The organism is Sphingobium sp. AP49, assembly GCF_000281715.2.
Lineage (GTDB): Bacteria > Pseudomonadota > Alphaproteobacteria > Sphingomonadales > Sphingomonadaceae > Sphingobium.
Window position 1 is genome coordinate 3,986,119 of sequence record NZ_CP124576.1, and the last position, 19,181, is coordinate 4,005,299.

At 66.7% G+C, this 19,181-nt stretch carries 15 protein-coding genes and 1 riboswitch; of the genes, 6 read left to right on the forward strand and 9 right to left on the reverse strand.

What is annotated here, in order from left to right; genetic code table 11:
* Position 1: 1 nt before the first annotated feature.
* The gene (locus tag PMI04_RS18810) at positions 2–1,366 is read left to right on the forward strand and encodes an amidohydrolase family protein (protein WP_007710583.1); all 1,365 of its coding nucleotides are present in this window, start codon (positions 2–4) and stop codon (positions 1,364–1,366) included.
* Positions 1,363–2,487, forward strand: a complete 1,125-nt coding sequence (locus PMI04_RS18815; protein WP_007710581.1) for a membrane dipeptidase — start codon at positions 1,363–1,365, stop codon at positions 2,485–2,487. Before PMI04_RS18810 ends, PMI04_RS18815 begins: the two co-directional genes overlap by 4 nt.
* Here the strand turns inward: PMI04_RS18815 and PMI04_RS18820 are convergent.
* Positions 2,460–3,368: a LysR substrate-binding domain-containing protein gene (locus PMI04_RS18820; RefSeq protein WP_007710580.1), complete on the reverse strand. Its 909-nt coding sequence runs from the start codon at positions 3,366–3,368 to the stop codon at positions 2,460–2,462. The genes PMI04_RS18815 and PMI04_RS18820 overlap by 28 nt on opposite strands.
* Before the next feature lie 320 nt (positions 3,369–3,688).
* Here PMI04_RS18820 and PMI04_RS18825 point away from each other — a divergent pair, with 320 nt between their 5' ends.
* Genes PMI04_RS18825 through PMI04_RS18840 form a run of 4 tightly spaced genes read left to right on the forward strand, consistent with a single transcriptional unit; the run spans position 3,689 to position 10,263 of the window.
* On the forward strand, positions 3,689–6,883 hold the full coding sequence (locus tag PMI04_RS18825) for an efflux RND transporter permease subunit (protein WP_007710579.1): 3,195 nt from the start codon (positions 3,689–3,691) through the stop codon (positions 6,881–6,883).
* Positions 6,876–8,081, forward strand: a complete 1,206-nt coding sequence (locus PMI04_RS18830) for an efflux RND transporter periplasmic adaptor subunit (RefSeq protein ID WP_007710578.1) — start codon at positions 6,876–6,878, stop codon at positions 8,079–8,081. The genes PMI04_RS18825 and PMI04_RS18830 overlap by 8 nt, the downstream gene beginning before the upstream one ends.
* On the forward strand, positions 8,071–9,477 hold the full coding sequence (locus PMI04_RS18835; protein WP_007710577.1) for an efflux transporter outer membrane subunit: 1,407 nt from the start codon (positions 8,071–8,073) through the stop codon (positions 9,475–9,477). The genes PMI04_RS18830 and PMI04_RS18835 overlap by 11 nt, the downstream gene beginning before the upstream one ends.
* Positions 9,478–9,516: 39 nt before the next feature.
* Positions 9,517–10,263 carry an SDR family NAD(P)-dependent oxidoreductase gene (locus tag PMI04_RS18840; protein WP_007710576.1) on the forward strand — a complete coding sequence of 249 codons (747 nt, stop codon included), beginning with the start codon at positions 9,517–9,519 and terminating at the stop codon, positions 10,261–10,263.
* Here PMI04_RS18840 and PMI04_RS18845 read toward each other — a convergent pair.
* From PMI04_RS18845 to PMI04_RS18880, 8 genes are all read right to left on the reverse strand, one after another.
* Entirely contained in the window at positions 10,260–11,312 is a 1,053-nt protein-coding gene (locus PMI04_RS18845) for a HoxN/HupN/NixA family nickel/cobalt transporter (RefSeq protein WP_007710575.1), read from the reverse strand. The two genes, PMI04_RS18840 and PMI04_RS18845, sit on opposite strands and share 4 nt — an antisense overlap.
* A complete protein-coding gene (locus tag PMI04_RS18850; RefSeq protein WP_007710574.1) occupies positions 11,309–12,808 on the reverse strand; it encodes a PepSY domain-containing protein in 1,500 nt (499 codons plus the stop codon). Before PMI04_RS18850 ends, PMI04_RS18845 begins: the two co-directional genes overlap by 4 nt.
* Positions 12,809–12,810: 2 nt before the next feature.
* Positions 12,811–14,799 carry a TonB-dependent receptor gene (locus PMI04_RS18855; RefSeq protein ID WP_037486566.1) on the reverse strand — a complete coding sequence of 663 codons (1,989 nt, stop codon included), beginning with the start codon at positions 14,797–14,799 and terminating at the stop codon, positions 12,811–12,813.
* Positions 14,800–14,988: 189 nt separating this feature from the next.
* A riboswitch (cobalamin riboswitch) is annotated at positions 14,989–15,234 on the reverse strand.
* 62 nt (positions 15,235–15,296) lie between these two features.
* Positions 15,297–16,169, reverse strand: a complete 873-nt coding sequence (locus PMI04_RS18860) for a copper resistance protein B (RefSeq protein ID WP_007710571.1) — start codon at positions 16,167–16,169, stop codon at positions 15,297–15,299.
* Positions 16,166–17,905 carry a copper resistance system multicopper oxidase gene (locus PMI04_RS18865; RefSeq protein WP_007710570.1) on the reverse strand — a complete coding sequence of 580 codons (1,740 nt, stop codon included), beginning with the start codon at positions 17,903–17,905 and terminating at the stop codon, positions 16,166–16,168. The genes PMI04_RS18860 and PMI04_RS18865 overlap by 4 nt, the downstream gene beginning before the upstream one ends.
* 6 nt (positions 17,906–17,911) lie before the next feature.
* The gene (locus PMI04_RS18870) at positions 17,912–18,487 is read right to left on the reverse strand and encodes an RNA polymerase sigma factor (protein WP_007710568.1); all 576 of its coding nucleotides are present in this window, start codon (positions 18,485–18,487) and stop codon (positions 17,912–17,914) included.
* Positions 18,484–18,918: a periplasmic heavy metal sensor gene (locus PMI04_RS18875; RefSeq protein WP_007710565.1), complete on the reverse strand. Its 435-nt coding sequence runs from the start codon at positions 18,916–18,918 to the stop codon at positions 18,484–18,486. The genes PMI04_RS18870 and PMI04_RS18875 overlap by 4 nt, the downstream gene beginning before the upstream one ends.
* A 2-nt stretch (positions 18,919–18,920) precedes the next feature.
* Positions 18,921–19,181: a hypothetical protein gene (locus PMI04_RS18880; RefSeq protein WP_007710562.1), complete on the reverse strand. Its 261-nt coding sequence runs from the start codon at positions 19,179–19,181 to the stop codon at positions 18,921–18,923.

Below are 19,181 nucleotides of genomic sequence, written 5' to 3' on the forward strand. Positions count from 1 at the left end.
GATGAAGACTGCCCGCCTTGCGGCGCTGATTGCCTGCACCCTGCCCTTCGCCGCGATGGCCCAGCCGCCCAAAGCGGCGGAGGAAGCCGTGCTCTACAGCGGCGCGACCATCATCGACGGCACCGGCGCGGCGCCGCGCGGCAATCAGGACATGCTGGTGCGCGGCGAGCGGATCGTCGCGCTGGCGCCGCATGGCAGCCTGCCCGCCGCCGATGTCGCGGGCGCGCGGCAGGTCGATCTGGCCGGCCGCTATGTCATCCCCGGCCTGATCGACAGCCATGTCCATATGGCAACCCCGCCCAACGCCACCCAAGCCAAGGCGATGCTGCGCCGCAATCTCTATGGCGGGGTGACGGCGGTGCGCGACATGGCCGACGATCTGCGCTCGGTCGGCGAACTGGCACGCGAGGCACGGATGGCGGAGATTCCTGCGCCCGACATCTATTATGCCGCGATCATGGCCGGCCGCCCCTTCTTCGCCGATCCGCGCGTCGCTGCCGCCAGCCAGGGGGTGACGCCGGGCACCGCGCCCTGGATGCAGGCGATCGACGACAAGACCGATCTCAAGGAAGCCATCACCCTGGCGCGCGGCACATCGGCCAGCGCGATCAAGGTCTATGCCGACCTCACCCCGCGCCAGGTGAAAGCCGTGACCGCCGCCGCCCATCGCCAGCATATGCTGGTCTGGGCGCATAGTGCAGTCTTCCCCACGCGCCCGGCCGACGTGATCGCCGCCGGGCCGGACGCGATCAGCCATGTCTGCTATCTCGCCTATCAGCGCGAGCCGGTGATGCTGGCGGCGTATGAGGACCGGACGCCGGTGCATGAAAATCTGCTGGCGCCGGGCGATGATGATCCGGTGATGGCCGACCTGTTCCGCGCGATGCTGAAACAGGGCACGATCCTCGACGCGACCGGCGCGCTGTTCGTGAAATATGAGGCGAAGCGCAAGGCCGATCCCAAGGCCAAGCCGCTGCGCTGCACCGGCGACCTCACCACCCGCCTCACCCGCCAGGCGTGGAAGATGGGCGTCCCCATCTCCACCGGCACCGATTTCGTCGGCGAGGTCGACGAGCAATGGCCGTCCGTCCATGAGGAACTGTTCTTCCTTGCCCGCAATGTCGGCATGCCGCCGGTCGAGGTTATCCGCGCCGCCACACTGGTCGGCGCGCAGGCCGCGGGTCAGGGCAAGGAGATGGGATCGATCGAGACGGGCAAGCTCGCCAATTTCGTGGTGCTGAAAAGCGATCCCATCGCCGACATCGCCAATATCCAGACGATCGAGACGGTGGTGAAGCGCGGCAAGGCCTATGCGCGCACCGCCTATGTACCGGTGACCAAGGAAGAAATGGGGGACGACGAATGAAGCTCGATCGGCGCAATTTCATGGGCGTGTCGGCCGCGATGCTGGCGGCGAGCGGCGCGCGCGCGACAGGCGCGGACGCCGACCCGATCAAGGACATGATCGTCATCAATGCGCTCGGTGGCCTGGGCGATCCCAACCAGCCCGCCGACACGCTGGTCCCGCAGTTCAGCCCGCGCGTGCTGGCGGAAGCCCATGCCTCCGGCCTGACCGCCGTCAACATCACCATCGGCTATGTCTCCGGATCGGACGACCCGTTCGTACAGAGCGTGCGCGAAGTCGCAGAAACCGATGCGCAGGTGCGCGCCAACAGCCGCGACCTCCTGAAGATCCTGACCGCCGCCGACATCCGCCGCGCCAAGGCGGAGGGCAAGGTCGGCCTGATCTATGGTTTCCAGAATGGCGCGATGATGGGCCAGGATGCCAGCCGGGTCGACATTTTCGCCAATCTGGGCGTGCGCATCTTCCAGCTAACCTACAATCCCGCCAACCAACTGGGCGACGGGTCAATGGCGCCGGGCAATCGCGGCCTCACCCCGTTCGGGCGCGAGGTCGTTGCGCGCTGCAATGCGCAGCGGGTGATGGTCGACCTGTCGCACAGCGGCGAGCAGACCTGCCTGGAGGCCGCACGCATTTCCAAACAGCCAATCTCGATCAATCACACCGGTTGCCGTGCGGTCACCAACCTGCCGCGCAACAAGACCGACGCGGAACTGAAACTGGTCGCCGATCGCGGCGGCTTCATCGGCATCTATTTCATGCCCTTCCTCGACCTGTCGGGCCATGCCCGTGCCGAGCATGTCGTCGCCCATATCGACCATGCAGTGAAGCTGTGCGGCGAAGATCATGTCGGCATCGGCACCGACGGCACTGTGACGCAGATCGATGACCTCAAGGCCTATGAGGCGGTGCTGGCCAAGGAGATTGCGCGGCGGCAGGCGGCCGGGATCAGCGCCAAGGGCGAACGGCCCGACACCTATCCCTTCGTCGTCGACCTGCGCGGCCCGGACCAGTTCCGCAAGCTCGCCGGGCTGCTGCGCGCCAAGGGCTATTCGACGGCCCGTATCGAGAAGATATTGGGCGGCAATTTCCTGACCTATGCCGAGACCATCTGGGGTAGCTGATCGTCCAGAACGGTCTTGCGAAAGACCTGCCCCGTCACCGACAACTCGCGATGATGGATCATCCATAGCGAGCTGGTGACGGGAGTGGTGAAGCGGCGGTTGACGACATTGTCGACATGCAGCCGCGCCATTGAGCGCGCGATCACCGTCGGGCCGAAACCGGCCGAGACGAGGCCCAGCAAGGTCGCCAGACTGCGCGCCTCATGCGCGATCCGCGGCACAAAACCGGCCGCTTCGCACTGGGCGAAAAAATGTTCGGTGAAGCCCGCCCCATTGGGCGCGCCGTAGAGGACCAGCGGCTCGCCGGCGAGGTCCGTGATGTTCGGGTCCTCCGTCCGCAGCGCCAACGGATGATCGTCGCGCAGCGCCAGCAGCATATCCTCGGTCAACAGACAGTGCGACACCATGTCTTCAGGCAGCGCTGGCGGCAGGAAATCGCGGACCAGGCCGATGTCTAGCTGGCGGTTGCGCACATTCTCGATCTGCTCGTCGCGTCCCTGTTCGCGCAGGATCAGCTCGACATGGGGATAGGCCTGGCGAAAGCGGTAGAGGGCGCTCGCGATCTGCGGTACGAACGGGCCGGATGCGGTGAAGCCCAAGCCCAGATGGCCGATCTCACCCCGTTGCGCCCGGCGCGCGGTCTGGCTGGCGCGATCGGCCTGCTGCAACGTCGCCCGTGCCTCCGGCTCGAACAGCCGCCCCGCTTCGGTCAGGCGGACGCGGCGGCTGGTGCGGTCGAACAGGCGCACGCCCAGTTCCTCCTCCAGCGACCGGATCTGCTGGCTGAGCGGCGGCTGCGAAATGCCCAGGCGCAGCGCGGCACGGCCGAAATGCATTTCCTCGGCAACGGTCAGGAAATAGCGGAGATGGCGGAGGTCCATTGATCCATTCGTTTGATGTATCGATCATGCCATATTATATATTAGACGCAGAATGTCCAAGGGCGCATGGCCCAGCGCGGATGTGGCGGTGGTCCTCATCGTCCCATGGCATTGTGCGCGGATTCGCCCCCGATCCCGCTGCGCAAACAGGCTTGCTGGATTGCCGTCACATTCATGAATGCCCTTCATAGGCTCATGCCGCCTGATGCTCTGGCAACCTGGCTGCAGAACCCGTAAACTAGGGGCATTCCTTCAGGAGAGGCGCTAAATTTTCGCACCCCCGGTATCGTTCCGCCGGGCGTTGCGCCCGGGAGTCGTGAATGATCGGTATCGTCAAGGTTGCCCTGCATCGCCCATTGACCTTCATTGTCATGGCGATCCTGATCGCGATCGTGGGCATCCTGTCCGCCGCGCGCACCCCGGTCGACATGTTCCCCAATATCCGCATCCCGGTGATCGCGGTCGCCTTCCAATATGCCGGCCTGTCGCCCGAAGACATGTCGACCCGGATCGTCGGCCCCTATGAGCGCGTGCTGACCACCACGGTCAACGATATCGAGCATATCGAAAGCCAGTCGCTGCAGGGCATTGGCGTCATCAAGATCTATTTCCAGCCCGGTGCCGACATCCGCACCGCCACCGCGCAGGTGACGTCGATCTCGCAGACCGTGCTGCGCCAGATGCCGCCGGGCGTCACCCCGCCGCTGATCCTGAACTATAGCGCATCGACGGTGCCGATCCTGCAGCTGGCGCTGTCGGGCAAGGGCCTGTCCGAACAGCAATTGTTCGACCTTGGCCAGAACCAGATCCGGCCGCAGCTGGTGACCATCCCGGGCCTTGCCATGCCCTTCCCCTCGGGCGGTAAGCAGCGTCAGGTGCAGATCGACCTCAACCCGCTGGCGCTCCAGTCCAAGGGGCTGTCGGCGCAGGATGTCGGCAACGCCATCGCCGCGCAGAACCAGATCAACCCCGCCGGCTTCGTCAAGATCGGCGCGACCCAATATAGCGTCCGCCTGAACAACGCACCGGAATCGATCGCCGCGCTCAACGACCTGCCGGTCAAGGTGGTGAACGGCGCGACCATCTACATGCGCGACGTCGCCTATGTCCGCGACGGCGCCGGCCCGCAGCAGAATATCGTCCATGTGGAAGGCAGCCGTTCGGCCCTGCTGACCGTGCTGAAAAATGGCAGCACCTCCACCCTCGCCATCGTCGATGGCGTGAAGCAGGCGCTGCCGAAGATTTCGGCCACCCTGCCAGACACGCTCAAGATCCTGCCGATCGGCGACCAGTCGCTGTTCGTGAAGGCCGCAGTCGAGGGCGTCATCCATGAAGGCGCGATCGCCGCCGCGCTCACCTCGCTGATGATCCTGCTATTCCTGGGTTCGTGGCGCTCGACCGTCATCATCGCGCTCTCGATCCCGCTCGCCATCCTGGCGGCGATCGCGGCACTGGCGATGTTCGGCCAGACCCTCAACGTCATGACGCTGGGCGGCCTCGCTTTGGCGGTCGGCATCCTGGTCGACGACGCGACCGTGACGATCGAGAATATCAACTGGCACCTGGAACAGGGCAAGGGCGTGATCGAGGCGATCCTGGACGGCGCGGCACAGATCGTGACGCCGGCCTTCGTCTCGCTGCTGTGCATCTGCATCGTGTTCGTGCCGATGTTCTTCCTGCCCGGTGTCGCCGGCTTCCTGTTCGTGCCGATGGCGCTGTCGGTGGTGTTCGCGATGATCGCGTCCTTCATCCTGTCGCGCACCCTGGTGCCGACCATGGCGATGTATCTGCTCAAGCCGCACCATGTCGGCGACGAGGACGAGCATCTGGCCGGCACGGCGACATCGAAAAACCCGTTCATCCGTTTCCAGCGCGGGTTCGAGTATCGGTTCGAGAAGATCCGTACCGCCTATGTCGGGCTGCTCCACCGGGCGCTGGGCGCGCGCAAGCCCTTCCTGCTGGGGTTCGTGGCGGTAGTGCTGCTGTCCTTCGGCCTGCTGCCGTTCCTGGGCAGCAATTTCTTCCCCTCGGTCGATTCCGGTCAAATCGCCATGCATATCCGCGTGCCGGTCGGCGCCCGGATCGAGGATACCGCCGCCCGTTTCGACCAGATCGGGCGGGAGGTGCGCAAGATCATCCCGGCCGGCGAGCTGGGTTCGATTACCGACAATATCGGCCTGCCGGTCAGCTCGATCAACACCGTCTACAACAACAGCGGCACCATCGGCCCGCAGGACGGCGACATGCTGATCGCACTCAACCATGGCCATCGGCCGACCGATGAATTCGTCTCGCAGCTGCGCCGCGAACTGCCGCGCCGCTTCCCCGGCACGACCTTCGCATTCCTGCCGGCCGACATCACCAGCCAGATCCTGAACTTCGGTGCGCCCGCGCCGATCGACATCCAGATCGCGGGCAAGGATGCGGAGGCGAACCGCGCCTATGCGCAGAAGCTGCTGGCCAAGATTACGACCATCCCCGGCCTCGCCGACGCCCGCATCCAGCAGCCCGGCCGATCGCCGCAGTTGGATGTCGATGTCGACCGCTCGCGCGTCGGCCAATATGGCCTCACCGAACGCGACGTCACCACCAGCCTCGCCAACTCGCTGGCCGGCACTTCTCAAACCGCGCCGGTCTTCTTCGTAAACCCGCAGAATGGCGTGCAATATCCGGTCGTCGCACAGGCACCCGAATATCTGGTGGGATCGATGAGCGACCTGTCCAACCTGCCGATATCGGGGGCGAACGCCAGTGCCGCGCAACAGCTGGGCGGCCTGGCCACCATCGTCCGGTCCAATACCGTACCGGTCGTATCGCACTATAATATCGCGCCGGTGCTCGACATCTTCGCGACCACCCAGGGCCGTGACCTGGGCGCGGTGGCGGGCGACATCGATCGGGCGATCAAGTCGCTGAAGGCGGAGGAGCCCAAGGGCGCCACCATCACCATTCGCGGCCAATATGCGACGATGAACACCGCCTTCTCTGGCCTGGGCTTTGGTCTCGCCGGCGCGATCGTGCTGATCTACCTGCTGATCGTCGTCAACTTCCAGAGCTGGGTCGACCCGTTCGTCATCATCACCGCCCTGCCTGCGGCGTTGGCCGGCATCGTCTGGATGCTGTTCATGACCGGCACCACCCTGTCGGTGCCGGCGCTGACCGGCGCGATCATGTGCATGGGCGTGGCGACGGCCAACTCGATCCTGGTCGTCAGCTTTGCCCGCGAACGGCTCGCCGAACTGGGCGATGCGACCAAGGCCGCGCTGGAGGCCGGCATGGTCCGCTTCCGTCCGGTGCTGATGACCGCGCTTGCCATGATCATCGGCATGGGGCCGATGGCACTGGGCCTGGGCGAAGGCGGCGAACAGAATGCCCCGCTGGGCCGCGCCGTCGTCGGCGGCCTGATCTGCGCCACCATCGCCACCCTCTTCTTCGTTCCCACCATCTTCGCCTTCGTCCACGGCCGCAAGGCGGGGAAGGCCAACACCATGGAAATGCAGCCGAGCCATGTCTGACCATAACAGCATCGAAAATCCCGAGCAGGCCGGCCCCGACAGCGGCACGCTGAAGAAGATCGGCATCGGCGCGGCCGTGGTCGCGCTCGTCGTGGTCGGCGTGGGCGTCGCGTCGCGCATCAGCGCCACCAACGAACTGCGCGAAACCGCCGCCGACGCATCGGTGCCGACCGTCGCGGTGGTGACGCCAACGGTGAATGGCGAGGGCAACGACCTGGTCCTGCCCGGCAATGTGCAGGCCTATAACAGCGCGGCCATCTATGCCCGCACCAATGGCTATGTCAGCCGCTGGCTGGCCGATATCGGCGACCGGGTGCGCGCGGGCCAGCCGCTCGCCATTCTCGATGCACCCGACCTCGACCAGCAGGTCGCCGCCGCACAGGCCGATTATCAGACCGCGCTGGCCAACCAGCGCCTCGCCGAAACCACCTCGAAGCGCTGGAGCGCGATGCTGGCGCAGGACGCCGTCTCGCGTCAGGAAGCCGACGAGAAGGCCGGCGACCTTGCCGCCCGCACCGCCGTCTCCAACGCCGCGCTCGCCAATGTGAAGCGGCTGAAGGCCCAGCAGGGCTTCACCCGCCTCGCCGCCCCGTTCGACGGCGTCGTCACCAGCCGATCGGCCCAGATCGGCGCGCTGGTGGTGTCCGGCAATGCCGCCGCCCAGCCTTTGTTCACCGTGTCCGACATCCATCGCATGCGCATCTATGTCCGCGTGCCGCAGGGCTATTCCGCCTCGGTCCGGCCGGGCATGGGCGCGACCCTGACCCTGCCCGAATATCCCGGCCGCAGCTTTACTGCGACGCTGACCAGCAGCTCGGGCGCGGTCGATGCGCAGTCCGGCGCGGTGCTGGTCCAGTTGCAGGCGGAAAATCCCGACGGCGCATTGAAGCCCGGCGCCTTCGCGCAGGTCAGCTTCAAGGTTGGCGCGGGCCAGGGCAATGGCATGACCCTGCCGGGCAGCGCGATCCTCTACAGCAATGACGGCCCCAGCGTCGCGGTGGTGGGCGCGGACAACCGCGTGACGCTGAAGTCGGTCGCCATCGCCCGCGACGAGGGTGCGACGGTGCAGATCGCCAGCGGCCTTGGCCCCAATGACCGGATCGTCGACACCCCGCCTGACGCGATCCGCACCGGCGACACGGTGAAGGTGCAGGCGACGGCGCCTGCTGCCGGGAAGGGCGCGACGCATGCGCGCTGACCGCCGGATCGGCGGCGCGGGCGTGACATTGGCGGCGGCCCTGCTGGCCGGCTGTTCCATGGCCCCCGCCTATCAGCCGCCCCAGACCAGCGCGCCCGCCGCCTACAAGGAAGTGGCGGGCTGGACCGCGGCCCAACCCGCCGACGCGACGCCGCGCGGCAATTGGTGGGAGGCGTTCAACGATCCCGTCCTTAATGACCTGGAGACCCGCGCCGCGCAGGCCAGCCCGACGCTGGCTGCTGCGCTCGCCCGCTATGACCAGGCGCTCGCTGCCGCACGGGTGGAAAATGCCGACCTGTTCCCGCAAGTGAGCGCAGGCGCCGATGCCGGCCGCCGCCGCGTGTCGGGCAACCGCTTCCAGGGCAATGGCAATGCCGTCACCTATAATGACTATGTGGTGGGCGGCAGCCTCGACTATGAACTCGACCTGTGGGGCCGCATCCGCAACAGCGTGAAGGCGGCGCGGGCCGACACCGACGCCAGCAACGCCGATCTCGCCTCCGCCCGGCTCAGCCTGCAGGCCGCCGTCGCCGACGCCTATGCGCGGCTGCGTGGGCTGGATGCGCAGGCCGAACTGCTCAATCAGACGGTCGAGGCATTCGGCAAGGCCTATGACCTGACCGACCGGCGCCACAAGGGCGGCGTGTCGTCGGGCATCGACGTCAATCGCGCCAAGACGGTGCTGGACAATGCGAAGGCGGATATCTCCGCCATCGCCAATGAACGCGCCGCGACCGAGCATGAGATCGCCGCGCTGGTCGGCGCGATCGCGTCGGACTTCAGCATCGCATCGCGCACGCAGGATCTGGCTGCGCCGGAAATGCCGACCGGCGCGCCCTCGCAACTGCTGGAACGGCGCCCCGACATCGCGGCGGCCGAACGGCGGATGTTCGCCGCCAATGCGCAGATCGGCGTCGCCAAGGCGGCCTTCTTCCCGTCACTGACGCTGGGCCTGACCGGCGGCTGGGAAACCACCCATGGCGACCTGTTCAGCGCGCCCACCAGCTTCTGGGGCCTTGGCCCGGCGTCGGCGCTGCTGACATTGTTCGATGCGGGCAAGCGCAACGCCCAGGTGAAGATGTCGCGCGCGCAATATGAGGAACTGGCCGCCGACTATCGCGACACGGTGCTGACCGCCTTCCGACAGGTGGAGGATGCGATCGCCGCCAGCCATCACCTGTCCGACCAGATCGGCCACCAGCGCAGCGCCGCCGATGCCGCGCAGCGCACCAGCGACCTGGCGCTGACCCGCTATCGCGACGGCGCGTCGGATTATCTGGAGGTGGTGACGGCCCAGACCGATGCACTCGATGCCCAGCGCGCGGTGCTGATCGCCCAGACCCAGCGGATGCGCGCCAGCGTCGCGCTGGTGAAGGCGCTGGGCGGAGCCGCCTGACCACGCTATTGGGCTGACGACAAAAGACAGGAGCGCCCCATGACCAAAACCGTCCTCATCACCGGCGCGACCGCCGGTATCGGCGAAGCCGCCGTCCGCGCCTTTGCCGCCGATGGCTGGCAGGTGATCGGCACCGGCCGCCGCGCCGACCGGCTCGAAAAGCTGGCCGCCGAAATCGGCGACGCCTTCTGCCCACTGGTATTCGACATGCGCGACGAAGCCGCGATCGATGCGGCGCTGGCCAGCCTGCCCGAAGCGTTCCGCGCGATCGACATGCTGGTCAACAATGCCGGCCTGGCGCTCGGCACCGCACCGGCCCAGTCGGCCGACCTCGCCCAGTGGCAACAGATGATCGAGACCAACATCACCGGCCTCGTCACCGTCACCCACAAGCTGTTGCCCGGCCTGGTCGCGCGCAAGGGCGGGATCATCAATCTGAGTTCGGTCGCGGCGACCTATCCCTATGCCGGTGGCAATGTCTATGGCGGCACCAAGGCGTTCGTGCATCAATTCTCGCTCGGCCTGCGGTCGGACCTGCACGGCACCGGGGTGCGCGTCACCTCGATCGAGCCGGGCATGGTCGAGACCGAATTCACGCTGGTCCGCACCGGCAGCCAGCAGGCGTCCGACACCCTCTATGGCAATGCCAATCCGATGACCGCGGACGACATCGCCGCCACTCTGCTGTGGGTCGCGAACCAGCCGCCGCATCTCAACATCAACACGCTGGAACTGATGCCGGTCAGCCAGTCCTTCGCCGGCTTCCAGGTCGCGCGCGAGGGTTAAGCCCGCACATCCCCGGCCGGGGCGAGTTCGATCGCGTCATAGCCCTTCCAGCGATAGAAGAGCGCGCTGGCGATCCAGCAGGCGATGAACAGGCCGATGATCGCGAAGCCGAGATCGTTGAAATGCTCGCCCAGCGTGGCGGCGACATCCCAGATGCCGCCGCTTAGCCCCAGCTTGTCGCCGAGCAGCGCCAGCGTTTCGATCGTGCCGATGCAGATCGCCACCGCCGCCGACAGGGCGGTGATGACGATGTTGTAGTAGAGCTTGCGCAGCGGCTTCACGAACGCCCATTGATAGGCGCCCATCATCAGCATGCCGTCGACCGTATCGACCAGCGCCATGCCGGCGGCAAACAGCAAGGGCAGCACCAGCACCGGCCCCAGCGCGAAGCCGTCGCTCGCTTGCGCGGCGGACAGGCCCAATATCGCCACTTCGGTCGCGGTGTCGAAGCCCAGGCCAAAGAGGAAGCCGAGCGGCGCCATCTGCCAGGGGCGCGAGATCAGGCGGAAGACCGGACGGAACAGGCGCGACAACGGCCCGCGCCCGCCAGTCAGCATGTCGAGATCCGCCTCCACATAGCTGCCACCCGCCTGCACCCGGCGGAAGGTGACCCAGACCTGGCGCAGGATCACCAGATTCATGATCGCGATGGCGAACAGGAAGGTAGCGGAAATCAGCGTCGCGACCACGCCGCCGGCAGCACGGAACCGCTCCAGCCCGGCGAGCGCACTGACCGCATAGGCAAGGCCCAGCGCGGCGACCAGCACGATCGCGCTATGGCCGATCGCGAACCACAGGCCCACGGTCAACGGCCGCTGCCCATCCTGCATCAGCTTGCGCGTCACATTGTCGATCGCGGCGATATGATCGGCATCTACCGCATGGCGCAGGCCGAGGCCCCAGGCGAGCAGGGCCGTGCCCATCATCACCGGCCGGTCGCCGAACAGGGCGAAGGCCCAGCCCCAGACCGCAAGATTGGCAAGGACGAGCGCCGCGATCAGCGGCACGCTGCGGCGCCGAAGAGACGCCTGCAAAGGGGTGGCGGTCATGCGGTTTCTCCGATCAGGGGCCGTAAAGCGCGGGCGCGCCGACGGCGATTGCGGACACGGCGCAGGTCGCGCCGCAGCTTGGAAAGGCCCATCCATGTCCCCGTCCCGCAGACGAGCGTGACCATGGCGAGCAGCGGCAGGACAATGATGTCCCACCAAGGGCGGGTGCGCAGCAGCGGAAAATCGAGCCGGTGCAGCCCGTCCTGCAGCCAGCGGAAGGCCCGGCCATTGCGGTCGAAGGCGCGGATCAGGCGGCCGGACGCGGGATCGACATAGAGGCGCGTCCTCTGGTCATCGGCCAGGATGACGCGCCACACCGGCAGGGCGACGCTGGCCTTGTGGCCATAATAATAAGCGTCTTCTTGGCGCAGCAGGTCGAGCGAGGCGATCGGTGGACCGTCACGCAGCGCGGCGCGCAGGCCCGCTTCGGACAAAGTGGCCGGTCGTCCAGCAGCGTCGAAGCGCTGCGCCTTGCCGGCGCGGTCGATCGCCACCAGATGGACGGCACCGGCAAAGGGTACCGCCTCCAGCCGGACGACGCCCGTCGGCAGGGTGGGCAGCGCCGTGATCGCCCGGCGCGCATCACCCCAGGCGAAGTCGCCGTTCAGCCGCTGGCGCTGCGTCATCATCGCCTCGCTGTCGAGCAGCCCCCAGGGGTTCATCGACAGCAGCCCGCTCGCCACCCAGCTCAGCGTCACTATGCCGAAGAACAGCCCGGCCATATGATGCCACCACCACAGGCCCCGATAGGGCGATCCGATGCTGCCGTCGCGGCGACGGCGCAACCGGGCGATGCCGACCCACAGGCCGGTGATGGTCAGGAAGCAGCCGATCAGCGAGGTCCAGATGACGACCTGGCTCCACAGCGCGCCATCCTGTCGCAGGATCGTGGGATAGAGCCAGTGCGGCACCGCGCCGAGCCAGCCCCAGAAGCGCTGGAAGCGGGTGGTCAGCTGCACCACCTCCCCGCTCCTGCCCGAGACATAGGCCTGCGTCCCCGCCGGATCGGCATAATCGACGCGGTAGAGCGGCGCATTGCGGCGCCAGGTCTGGACCGTCCACTGGTCCATCTCCGTCTGCGCTACCTGCCCGACCGGGCCGGCAATAGCGCTGTTGCGGCCGAACTCGTGCGCCACCCTGTGGATAAGGTCCGGATCGACCTGCTCGACCGGTTTCCCCGATGCCCAGTCATGGGTGCCGACGGACACCCGCATCTGCGGGATGGTCCGCGTCGGATCGAGCGCCGGGGTCACCCGCAGCACGGGGCGCCCGGCCATCATCTCGATCCGGGCGGCGGACAGCATCATGGCGTCGGACAGCGTCCCCGCCTGCCCCGGCGACAGCTTGAGTGGCGTGAGCCCCCCAAGCTGCGTGGCCGGTGTCAGGCGCGGATAGTCGACATAGAGCATCACGAAGCCGGACAGGCACCACAGCGTCATGACGGCGCCGATGATGATGCCCAGCCAGCGATGCAGCAGCAGGACCGGCCGCATCATCGTCAGAAGCTCAGGCCATAGCTGACCCGCAGCGTGCGCGGCACGCCCCGGTAGAAATAGAGGAAGCGGCTGTTGCTGCCGTCCAATACCCCCGCATCGCTGACCGCCGAGCGATAGCCGGTGGAGGCGTAATCGCGGTCGAACAGATTCTCGACATTGATGCCGAACCGGTTGCGCCGCGCCTGGTCCAGCCACAGATGGGCACCTGCATCGACCACGGCATAATTGCCATAGTTCATCCGGCCAAAGCCCGATGCGGTCGACCAGACATCGCCCACCCAATTGGCCGACAGATTGGCGCCGAAGCGGCCCGTTTCCGGCGCATAGACGATCGCGGCGCGGCCATATTGCTCCGGATTGCGATCCCGCTGCACCGAACTGCCCTGATTGCGGACACGCGAATAGGTGTAGCTGGCCGACAGGCCCCAGCCGCCGCTGAGGTTCGCATTCAGTTCCAGCTCGGCGCCCTTGGCCCGCACCTTGTCGCTGACGTTGATATAGGTGCCCTCGGGGAAGCCCGGATCATCATAGGTCGTGTCGATCAGGTCGGTGATGCGCCGGTTGAAATAGGTCGCCTTCCAGCGGATCGCACCGCCGGCCAACGCGCCACCCAGCGCGGCGTTGAGGTTCAGGCTCTCCTCTGGCTTCAGGTTCGGATTGCCGACCTCGCAACAGGGATCATTGCCATAGAGCTGCGAGGCGTCGGGCAGCACAAAGGAGGTGCCGCCATTGGCCTCCACGAACAAGGCGTCGCTGACATCATAGCGCCCCGAGACGTTCCAGATCGTCTTTTCCGATCCCTTCGCCTTGTTGTAGCGCAGGCCCGCGGCGATCCGCCCCTTGCTCGACAGGTCGTCATTGGTGCGCAGCTGGAAGATGCCGGCATGGACCTGTTCGTCGGTCGGCGCGATCAGCAGGACGTCGTCGCGGCCGTTGAAGCTCTGGAAATCATAGCCGATCAGCGTGTCGATGCCGCGCAGCATGTTGAGCTGCACCACCGCGCTGCCGCCATAATCCTGATAGCCCCAGAAGGTGCCGGCCGGGTAGATGATCTGCGGCGGTCCCGCCGGAATGGGATTGCGGATCTGGACATAGGCGGTCTTCCAGTCGTGGAAATAACCCTTGAGAAAGAATTGCACGCCATCCTCGCCGGTATAGTCGAGGCGCAGGCTGGCCACTTCCTCATTGCGGTCGTTGCGGCTCTCCTTCGTCCGCGTCGCGCTGATATTGTCGAGATCGGCCTTGGTGTGCTGGTAAAGCGCGCTCAGGCGCAGGTCCGGCGCGATATCATATTGATATTTGATGCCCGCCGACCAGAGATCATAGCCGCGCGCGCGATCGGTGGCGCTGGGCTGCATCACGTCATAGGGACGATAGCCGTCCGACTGGCTGCGATTGGCCCAGACCACGAAGCGATGTTGGCCGATCGCGCCGCGCAGATAGCCATCCAGGCTGGTGCCGGCATAGCTGTCGAGGCTGGCATTGACCTGGCCGCCCAGATCGTCGCTGAAATCGCGGGTGACGACATTGATGACACCGGCCGCCGCCTGGGTGCCGTAGAACAGGCTTTCGCCCCCTTTCAGCACCTCGATCCGCTCGATCATGCTGGCGGCCATGGTGTCGTTGGGTGACGTGCCGCCATAGAGACGGTTGTTGAGGCGGATACCGTCCATCGTCCACAGCACGTCCTTGGTGCGCGACCCCTGCAGCGCGATGTCGACATAGCTGAACGGCCCGGACTGCGACCGGATGAACAGGCCCGGCACCGCTTCGAGCGCGCGGGCGGTGTCGATCGCGGCGGCATCGCGGATCTGCGTGTCGGTGACGATCTCAATGGCATGGCCATAGCGCGACAGCTGCTGCGGCAGCGTCTCTTCCAGGCTGGTGCCGGTGACGGTGATGCTGTCGCCTTCGACTTCATCGGCAAATGCCGGCGATACGATGGCAAGCGAAAGGGCCAGAGCGGCCCGTGAAACGATATTGGACTTCATATATTCCCCCATCCGGCGCCGCGTTCGACGGGCGGGGGCAACCTTCACGAGCGGCACGCGCGCGAACGTCCGACACACGCGCCGGCCGGGCGCCCAAGGGCAACCGACGCGCGTCGTCGCAGCGGCCCCAGCCGCTCGTTCGTCGCTCAGACGGAAGTTACCGTGCCGCGGCCATCCCCTGGACCAAGGCAAGAGCGACCAGACGCCGGCAGGTCTCCTGGCTCACGGGTCATCGCTTGATGCACGGCCTTCCCAGGCCTCGCAGGATTTAGCGTCCGGCCCAGTGGCTGGCGGATCGGGCATTCTGCCGTCCGCACATGTACATCGCGCTCACCGCTTACAGTTGCAGGGACAGCTGCGGATTTGGACAGTCACCCGTCCGCACCGCATTCCCTATTAAGCCCCTTTCGGGACACCGGCGCGATCATGATCCCATGCCTTGCGGCGCGGGATCGGCGGGATCGATAATCGAATATCAGGCGGGCTGCAAGCCAGTCTCAAAACCAGGCGCGCAGGCCGATCACCAGGCTGGTGGCCGACGGCTTGTCGCCTGCGGCACGGGCATAATCGGCCGTATCGCCCAGCTTGCGCTCCCAATTGACGCCGACATAGGGCGCGAATTCGCGGGCAATCTCGTAGCGCAGCCGCAGCCCCAGCTCGATATCGGACGGACCGGCGCCGATTCCCAGTTCGGGCACATCCTGCGCCGCCAGATTGAACTCGGCGGCGGGCTGCAGGATCAGCCGCTGGGTGAGGCGCTGGTCATAGCTCGCCTCCAGCCGCAGATGGGCGTCGCCCCTGGTCGACAGGAAGGCTTCGGCCCCGACCTCGAACCAGTAGGGCGCCAGGCCGTCGATGCCGATCACCGCATAGCTGCGGTCCGGCCCTTCGCCGAAATCCTGCCGCACGCCCGCCTGCAGGTTGAACCAGGGATCGATCGCCCGGCTGTAGAGCGCCTGCACCTCGGCCCGTTCGAGCGATCCGCCAAACCTCCCCTCGCCCTCGCTCTTGACCGCGAAGCGGTTGATGTCGCCACCGATCCAGCCCTCGCCCTCCCAGGCATAGCCATCCGCGCCCTTGCCGGCGCGATATTCCAGCCGATCGAGCATCCATTGCGAATAGGTCATGCCGCCCCCTTCCGCGATCATCGCCGCGCGGGCGCGGGCCATGGCGGCGGGATCATAGAGCGCGTCGGCGGCATGATCGGTCGGCACTGGCGGTGGCGTGCCCTGCGGGATCGCGGCGTCGGCAGCCGGCGCCATTGGATTCTGGGCATGACCCATTGCCCCATGATCCATTTGGCTGTGATCGACAGTCTGGGCCTGCGCCGGCGCGGCGGCGGCGAGCAGCAGGAGCGCGATCAGCCTCATGCCGCGTCCTCCCCATGGCGGACCGTCACCACCCGCATCATCCCGGCATGCATGTGCATCAGCATATGGCAGTGGAAGGCCCAGTCGCCCAGCGCATCGGTGGTAAGGTCGAAGCTGAGCTTGCCGCCGGGCAGCACATTCACCGTATGCTTGCGCGGATTATGCGCCGCCTCGCCGGTCACCAGTTCGAAGAAATGGCCGTGCAGATGGATGGGATGCGGCATCATCGTGTCGTTGATGAGCGTCACGCGCACCCGCTCCATATGGCGGAAGGCGATCGGCTCGGCCCCTTCCGACAGCTTCACCCCGTCGAACGACCACATATAACGTTCCATGTTCGCGGTCAGGTGGATGTCGAGCGATCGGCTCGGCGGGCGCAGGTCGGCGTTCGGCGTCAGCGACCGCAGATCGGCATAGGTCAGCACGCGATGGTCGACATGCTCCAGCCCCGTCGGCCGGTCGGCGGTGCGATCGGCCGGCATCGGCGACAGGGTGGCGACGCCCGGCCCCATTTTCACGCCCGGCGCGACCGACTTGTCGCGCATCTTCATGCTGTGGCCGCTCATGGCGTCATTGGCTGGCTGACTGAGGTCGATCACGCCACCGTGGCCCATGTCCATGCCGCCCATGTCCATGCCCATGTCCTTCATGCCCAGCAGCGGCCGGGCGCGCCGGGCCGGCACGGGCGCGACCATGCCGAGCTGCGGCGCCAAGGTGGCGCGGACCAGGCCGGACCGGTCGATCGCCTCGGCAATCAGGGCATAGGGCCTCGCCTCGCCGGGCTGGACGATCACATCATAGGTTTCGGCAATGCCGATCTGGAACTCGTCGGTCTCGACCGGCTGGACATCCTGCCCGTCGCACTGGACGATAGTCATCGGCAGGCCGGGCAGGCGAACATTGAAATTGGTCATCGCCGACGCGTTGATGATGCGCAGCCGCACCCGCTCGCCCGGCACGAACAGACCGGTCCAGTTTTCGGCCGTGCCCATGCCGTTCACCAGATAGCTGTAGGTCGCGCCGGTGACGTCGGAAATATCGGTCGGGTCCATGCGCATCTCGCCCCAATCGATCCGGTCTTTGAGGGCCTGGTCCTTGCCCGCCAGCAACCCGGCCAGCGTCTGGCGCTGCATGTTGTAATAGCCGCCCGATTGCTTCAGCCTTTGCAGCAGCTTGTGCGGATGAACCGGGCTCCAGTCGGCGAGCAGGATCACATGCTCCCGGTCATAAGCCACCGGATCGGGATTGGCCGGATCGATGATGATCGGCCCATAAAGGCCCATCGCCTCCTGCATGCCCGAATGGCTGTGATACCAGTAGGTGCCGGCCTGCCGCACGGGGAAGCGATAGATGAAGGTTTCGCCCGGCGCGATACCGGGGAAGCTGATGCCCGGCACGCCGTCCATCTGGAAGGGCAGGATCAGCCCGTGCCAGTGGATCGAGCTATCCTCCTTCAGTCGATTGGTGACAGCGATGTTGACAGCCTGCCCCTCGCGCAGGCGGATGAGCGGCGCGGGCGTGCCGCCATTGACGCTGATCGCATGGGCCGATCGGCCACCGGTCGCAAAATGCCCGTCGCCGATGCTGAGCGCGATCGTCTCGCCCGACAGCGCGCCCTGCGCGGCGCCATGCGTGCCGGTGGCGGCCCAGCCGGGCAAGGTCTGGGCCATCGCGAGGGCGGCGCCACCCCGGATCAGGCTGCGGCGGTCGAGGGAGAAGCAGGGCGTATCGGTCATATCCGCTTATACGCGCGCCGCGTCGCTTTCCCTCAACATGTGCTGCAATTGCTTGCGGGCGCGATAGAGGCGGGTTTCCACCGCCTTTTCGCTGATGTCCAATATCGTCGCGACCTCGGCCTGGCTCATGCCCTCGATCCCGCGCAGCAAAACCACCTCGCGCAGCGCCACCGGCAGCGCCGCCACCGCCGCCCCGATCCGGGCGACCCCGGCGCGCGACTGCGCTGCCTGTTCGGGATCGGGCGCCGCGTCGGCGACATGGGCCGCATCCTCGATCGGCCGGGCGAAACTGAAGAAGCGGCGGACGGCACGGCGGCGCGCCCAGTCATGGCATTTGTTAATCGTGATCCGTGCGATCCAGCCGCGAAAGGGCCGGCGCCCATCATAGCGGGCGAGCGCGGCAAAGGCGGCGACGAAGCTTTCCTGCACGATGTCCATTGCCGCGTCGGCATCGCCGACATGGCCGCGCGCCAGCCGATAGACGGCATCGCGATGCCGCCGCATCAGCGCGCCATAGGCCGCCTGTCGCCCGGCCAGCGCCTGCGCCGCCAGCGTGGCATCATCGGGATCGTCGGCTATCACCCGACAGGCTGGGTCAGCGCCTTGACCACCGCCGCGTCGAACAGCGCGGCCTGATCGGGGCGCAGCACGCCACGCATCGCGAAGATGTGCTTCAATGTCTCCTTCTGCAATTCCCCCATCACCTGGTGCGACCGGTCGACCGCCCGGGCGACGCGCGGGCCATAGCCATGTTCGGCGGCGATCGCGGCGGCCAGCCGCTGATTATCGGCCCGCATCTCCGCGTCGAGCGCGGCCTTGCGCTGCGCGAAGGCGGCTTCCAGATCGGCGATGCGCTGCTTCTGCCCCGCGTCGAGCGTCAGCCGCTCATGCAACAAGGCATGCACCTCATTCTCCACCGGCGGCGCGGGCGCGAGCCAGATGCGCGCGACCAGCACGGCCGCCAGCGCCGCGGCAAAGGCGACCAGCGCCACCAGCCAATAGCGTCTGCCCATCCTTATCGTTCCAGCAGGCGCGAGGGCGCATAGTCGGACATGCCGATCAGCACGGGCGCGGCCTGCGCCGGCTGCGCGGGAACGGTGCTGCCGATCCAGCCGATGCCGATCGCCATCACGCCGGCCAGCATCAGGCTGCGCCGCGCGACGCTGCGTTCGCGGCGGCGGTCCAGCCCCTGCATCACCGCCTCCTCCAACCCGTCGAAGCGCGCCGTCGCCGGTGCATCGCGCAGCCCGGCCAGCCTGTCATCCAGATCGTCCAT

Excerpts from the sequence above, each read along its gene's own strand:
- PMI04_RS18810 (WP_007710583.1), top strand. The coding sequence starts at position 2 with ATGAAGACTGCCCGCCTTGCGGCGCTGATTGCCTGCACCCTGCCCTTC.
- PMI04_RS18815 (WP_007710581.1), top strand. The coding sequence starts at position 1,363 with ATGAAGCTCGATCGGCGCAATTTCATGGGCGTGTCGGCCGCGATGCTG.
- PMI04_RS18820 (WP_007710580.1), bottom strand. The coding sequence starts at position 3,368 with ATGGACCTCCGCCATCTCCGCTATTTCCTGACCGTTGCCGAGGAAATG.
- PMI04_RS18825 (WP_007710579.1), top strand. The coding sequence starts at position 3,689 with ATGATCGGTATCGTCAAGGTTGCCCTGCATCGCCCATTGACCTTCATT.
- PMI04_RS18830 (WP_007710578.1), top strand. The coding sequence starts at position 6,876 with ATGTCTGACCATAACAGCATCGAAAATCCCGAGCAGGCCGGCCCCGAC.
- PMI04_RS18835 (WP_007710577.1), top strand. The coding sequence starts at position 8,071 with ATGCGCGCTGACCGCCGGATCGGCGGCGCGGGCGTGACATTGGCGGCG.
- PMI04_RS18840 (WP_007710576.1), top strand. The coding sequence starts at position 9,517 with ATGACCAAAACCGTCCTCATCACCGGCGCGACCGCCGGTATCGGCGAA.
- PMI04_RS18845 (WP_007710575.1), bottom strand. The coding sequence starts at position 11,312 with ATGACCGCCACCCCTTTGCAGGCGTCTCTTCGGCGCCGCAGCGTGCCG.
- PMI04_RS18850 (WP_007710574.1), bottom strand. The coding sequence starts at position 12,808 with ATGATGCGGCCGGTCCTGCTGCTGCATCGCTGGCTGGGCATCATCATC.
- PMI04_RS18855 (WP_037486566.1), bottom strand. The coding sequence starts at position 14,799 with ATGAAGTCCAATATCGTTTCACGGGCCGCTCTGGCCCTTTCGCTTGCC.
- PMI04_RS18860 (WP_007710571.1), bottom strand. The coding sequence starts at position 16,169 with ATGAGGCTGATCGCGCTCCTGCTGCTCGCCGCCGCCGCGCCGGCGCAG.
- PMI04_RS18865 (WP_007710570.1), bottom strand. The coding sequence starts at position 17,905 with ATGACCGATACGCCCTGCTTCTCCCTCGACCGCCGCAGCCTGATCCGG.
- PMI04_RS18875 (WP_007710565.1), bottom strand. The coding sequence starts at position 18,918 with ATGGGCAGACGCTATTGGCTGGTGGCGCTGGTCGCCTTTGCCGCGGCG.
- PMI04_RS18880 (WP_007710562.1), bottom strand. The coding sequence starts at position 19,181 with ATGGACGATCTGGATGACAGGCTGGCCGGGCTGCGCGATGCACCGGCG.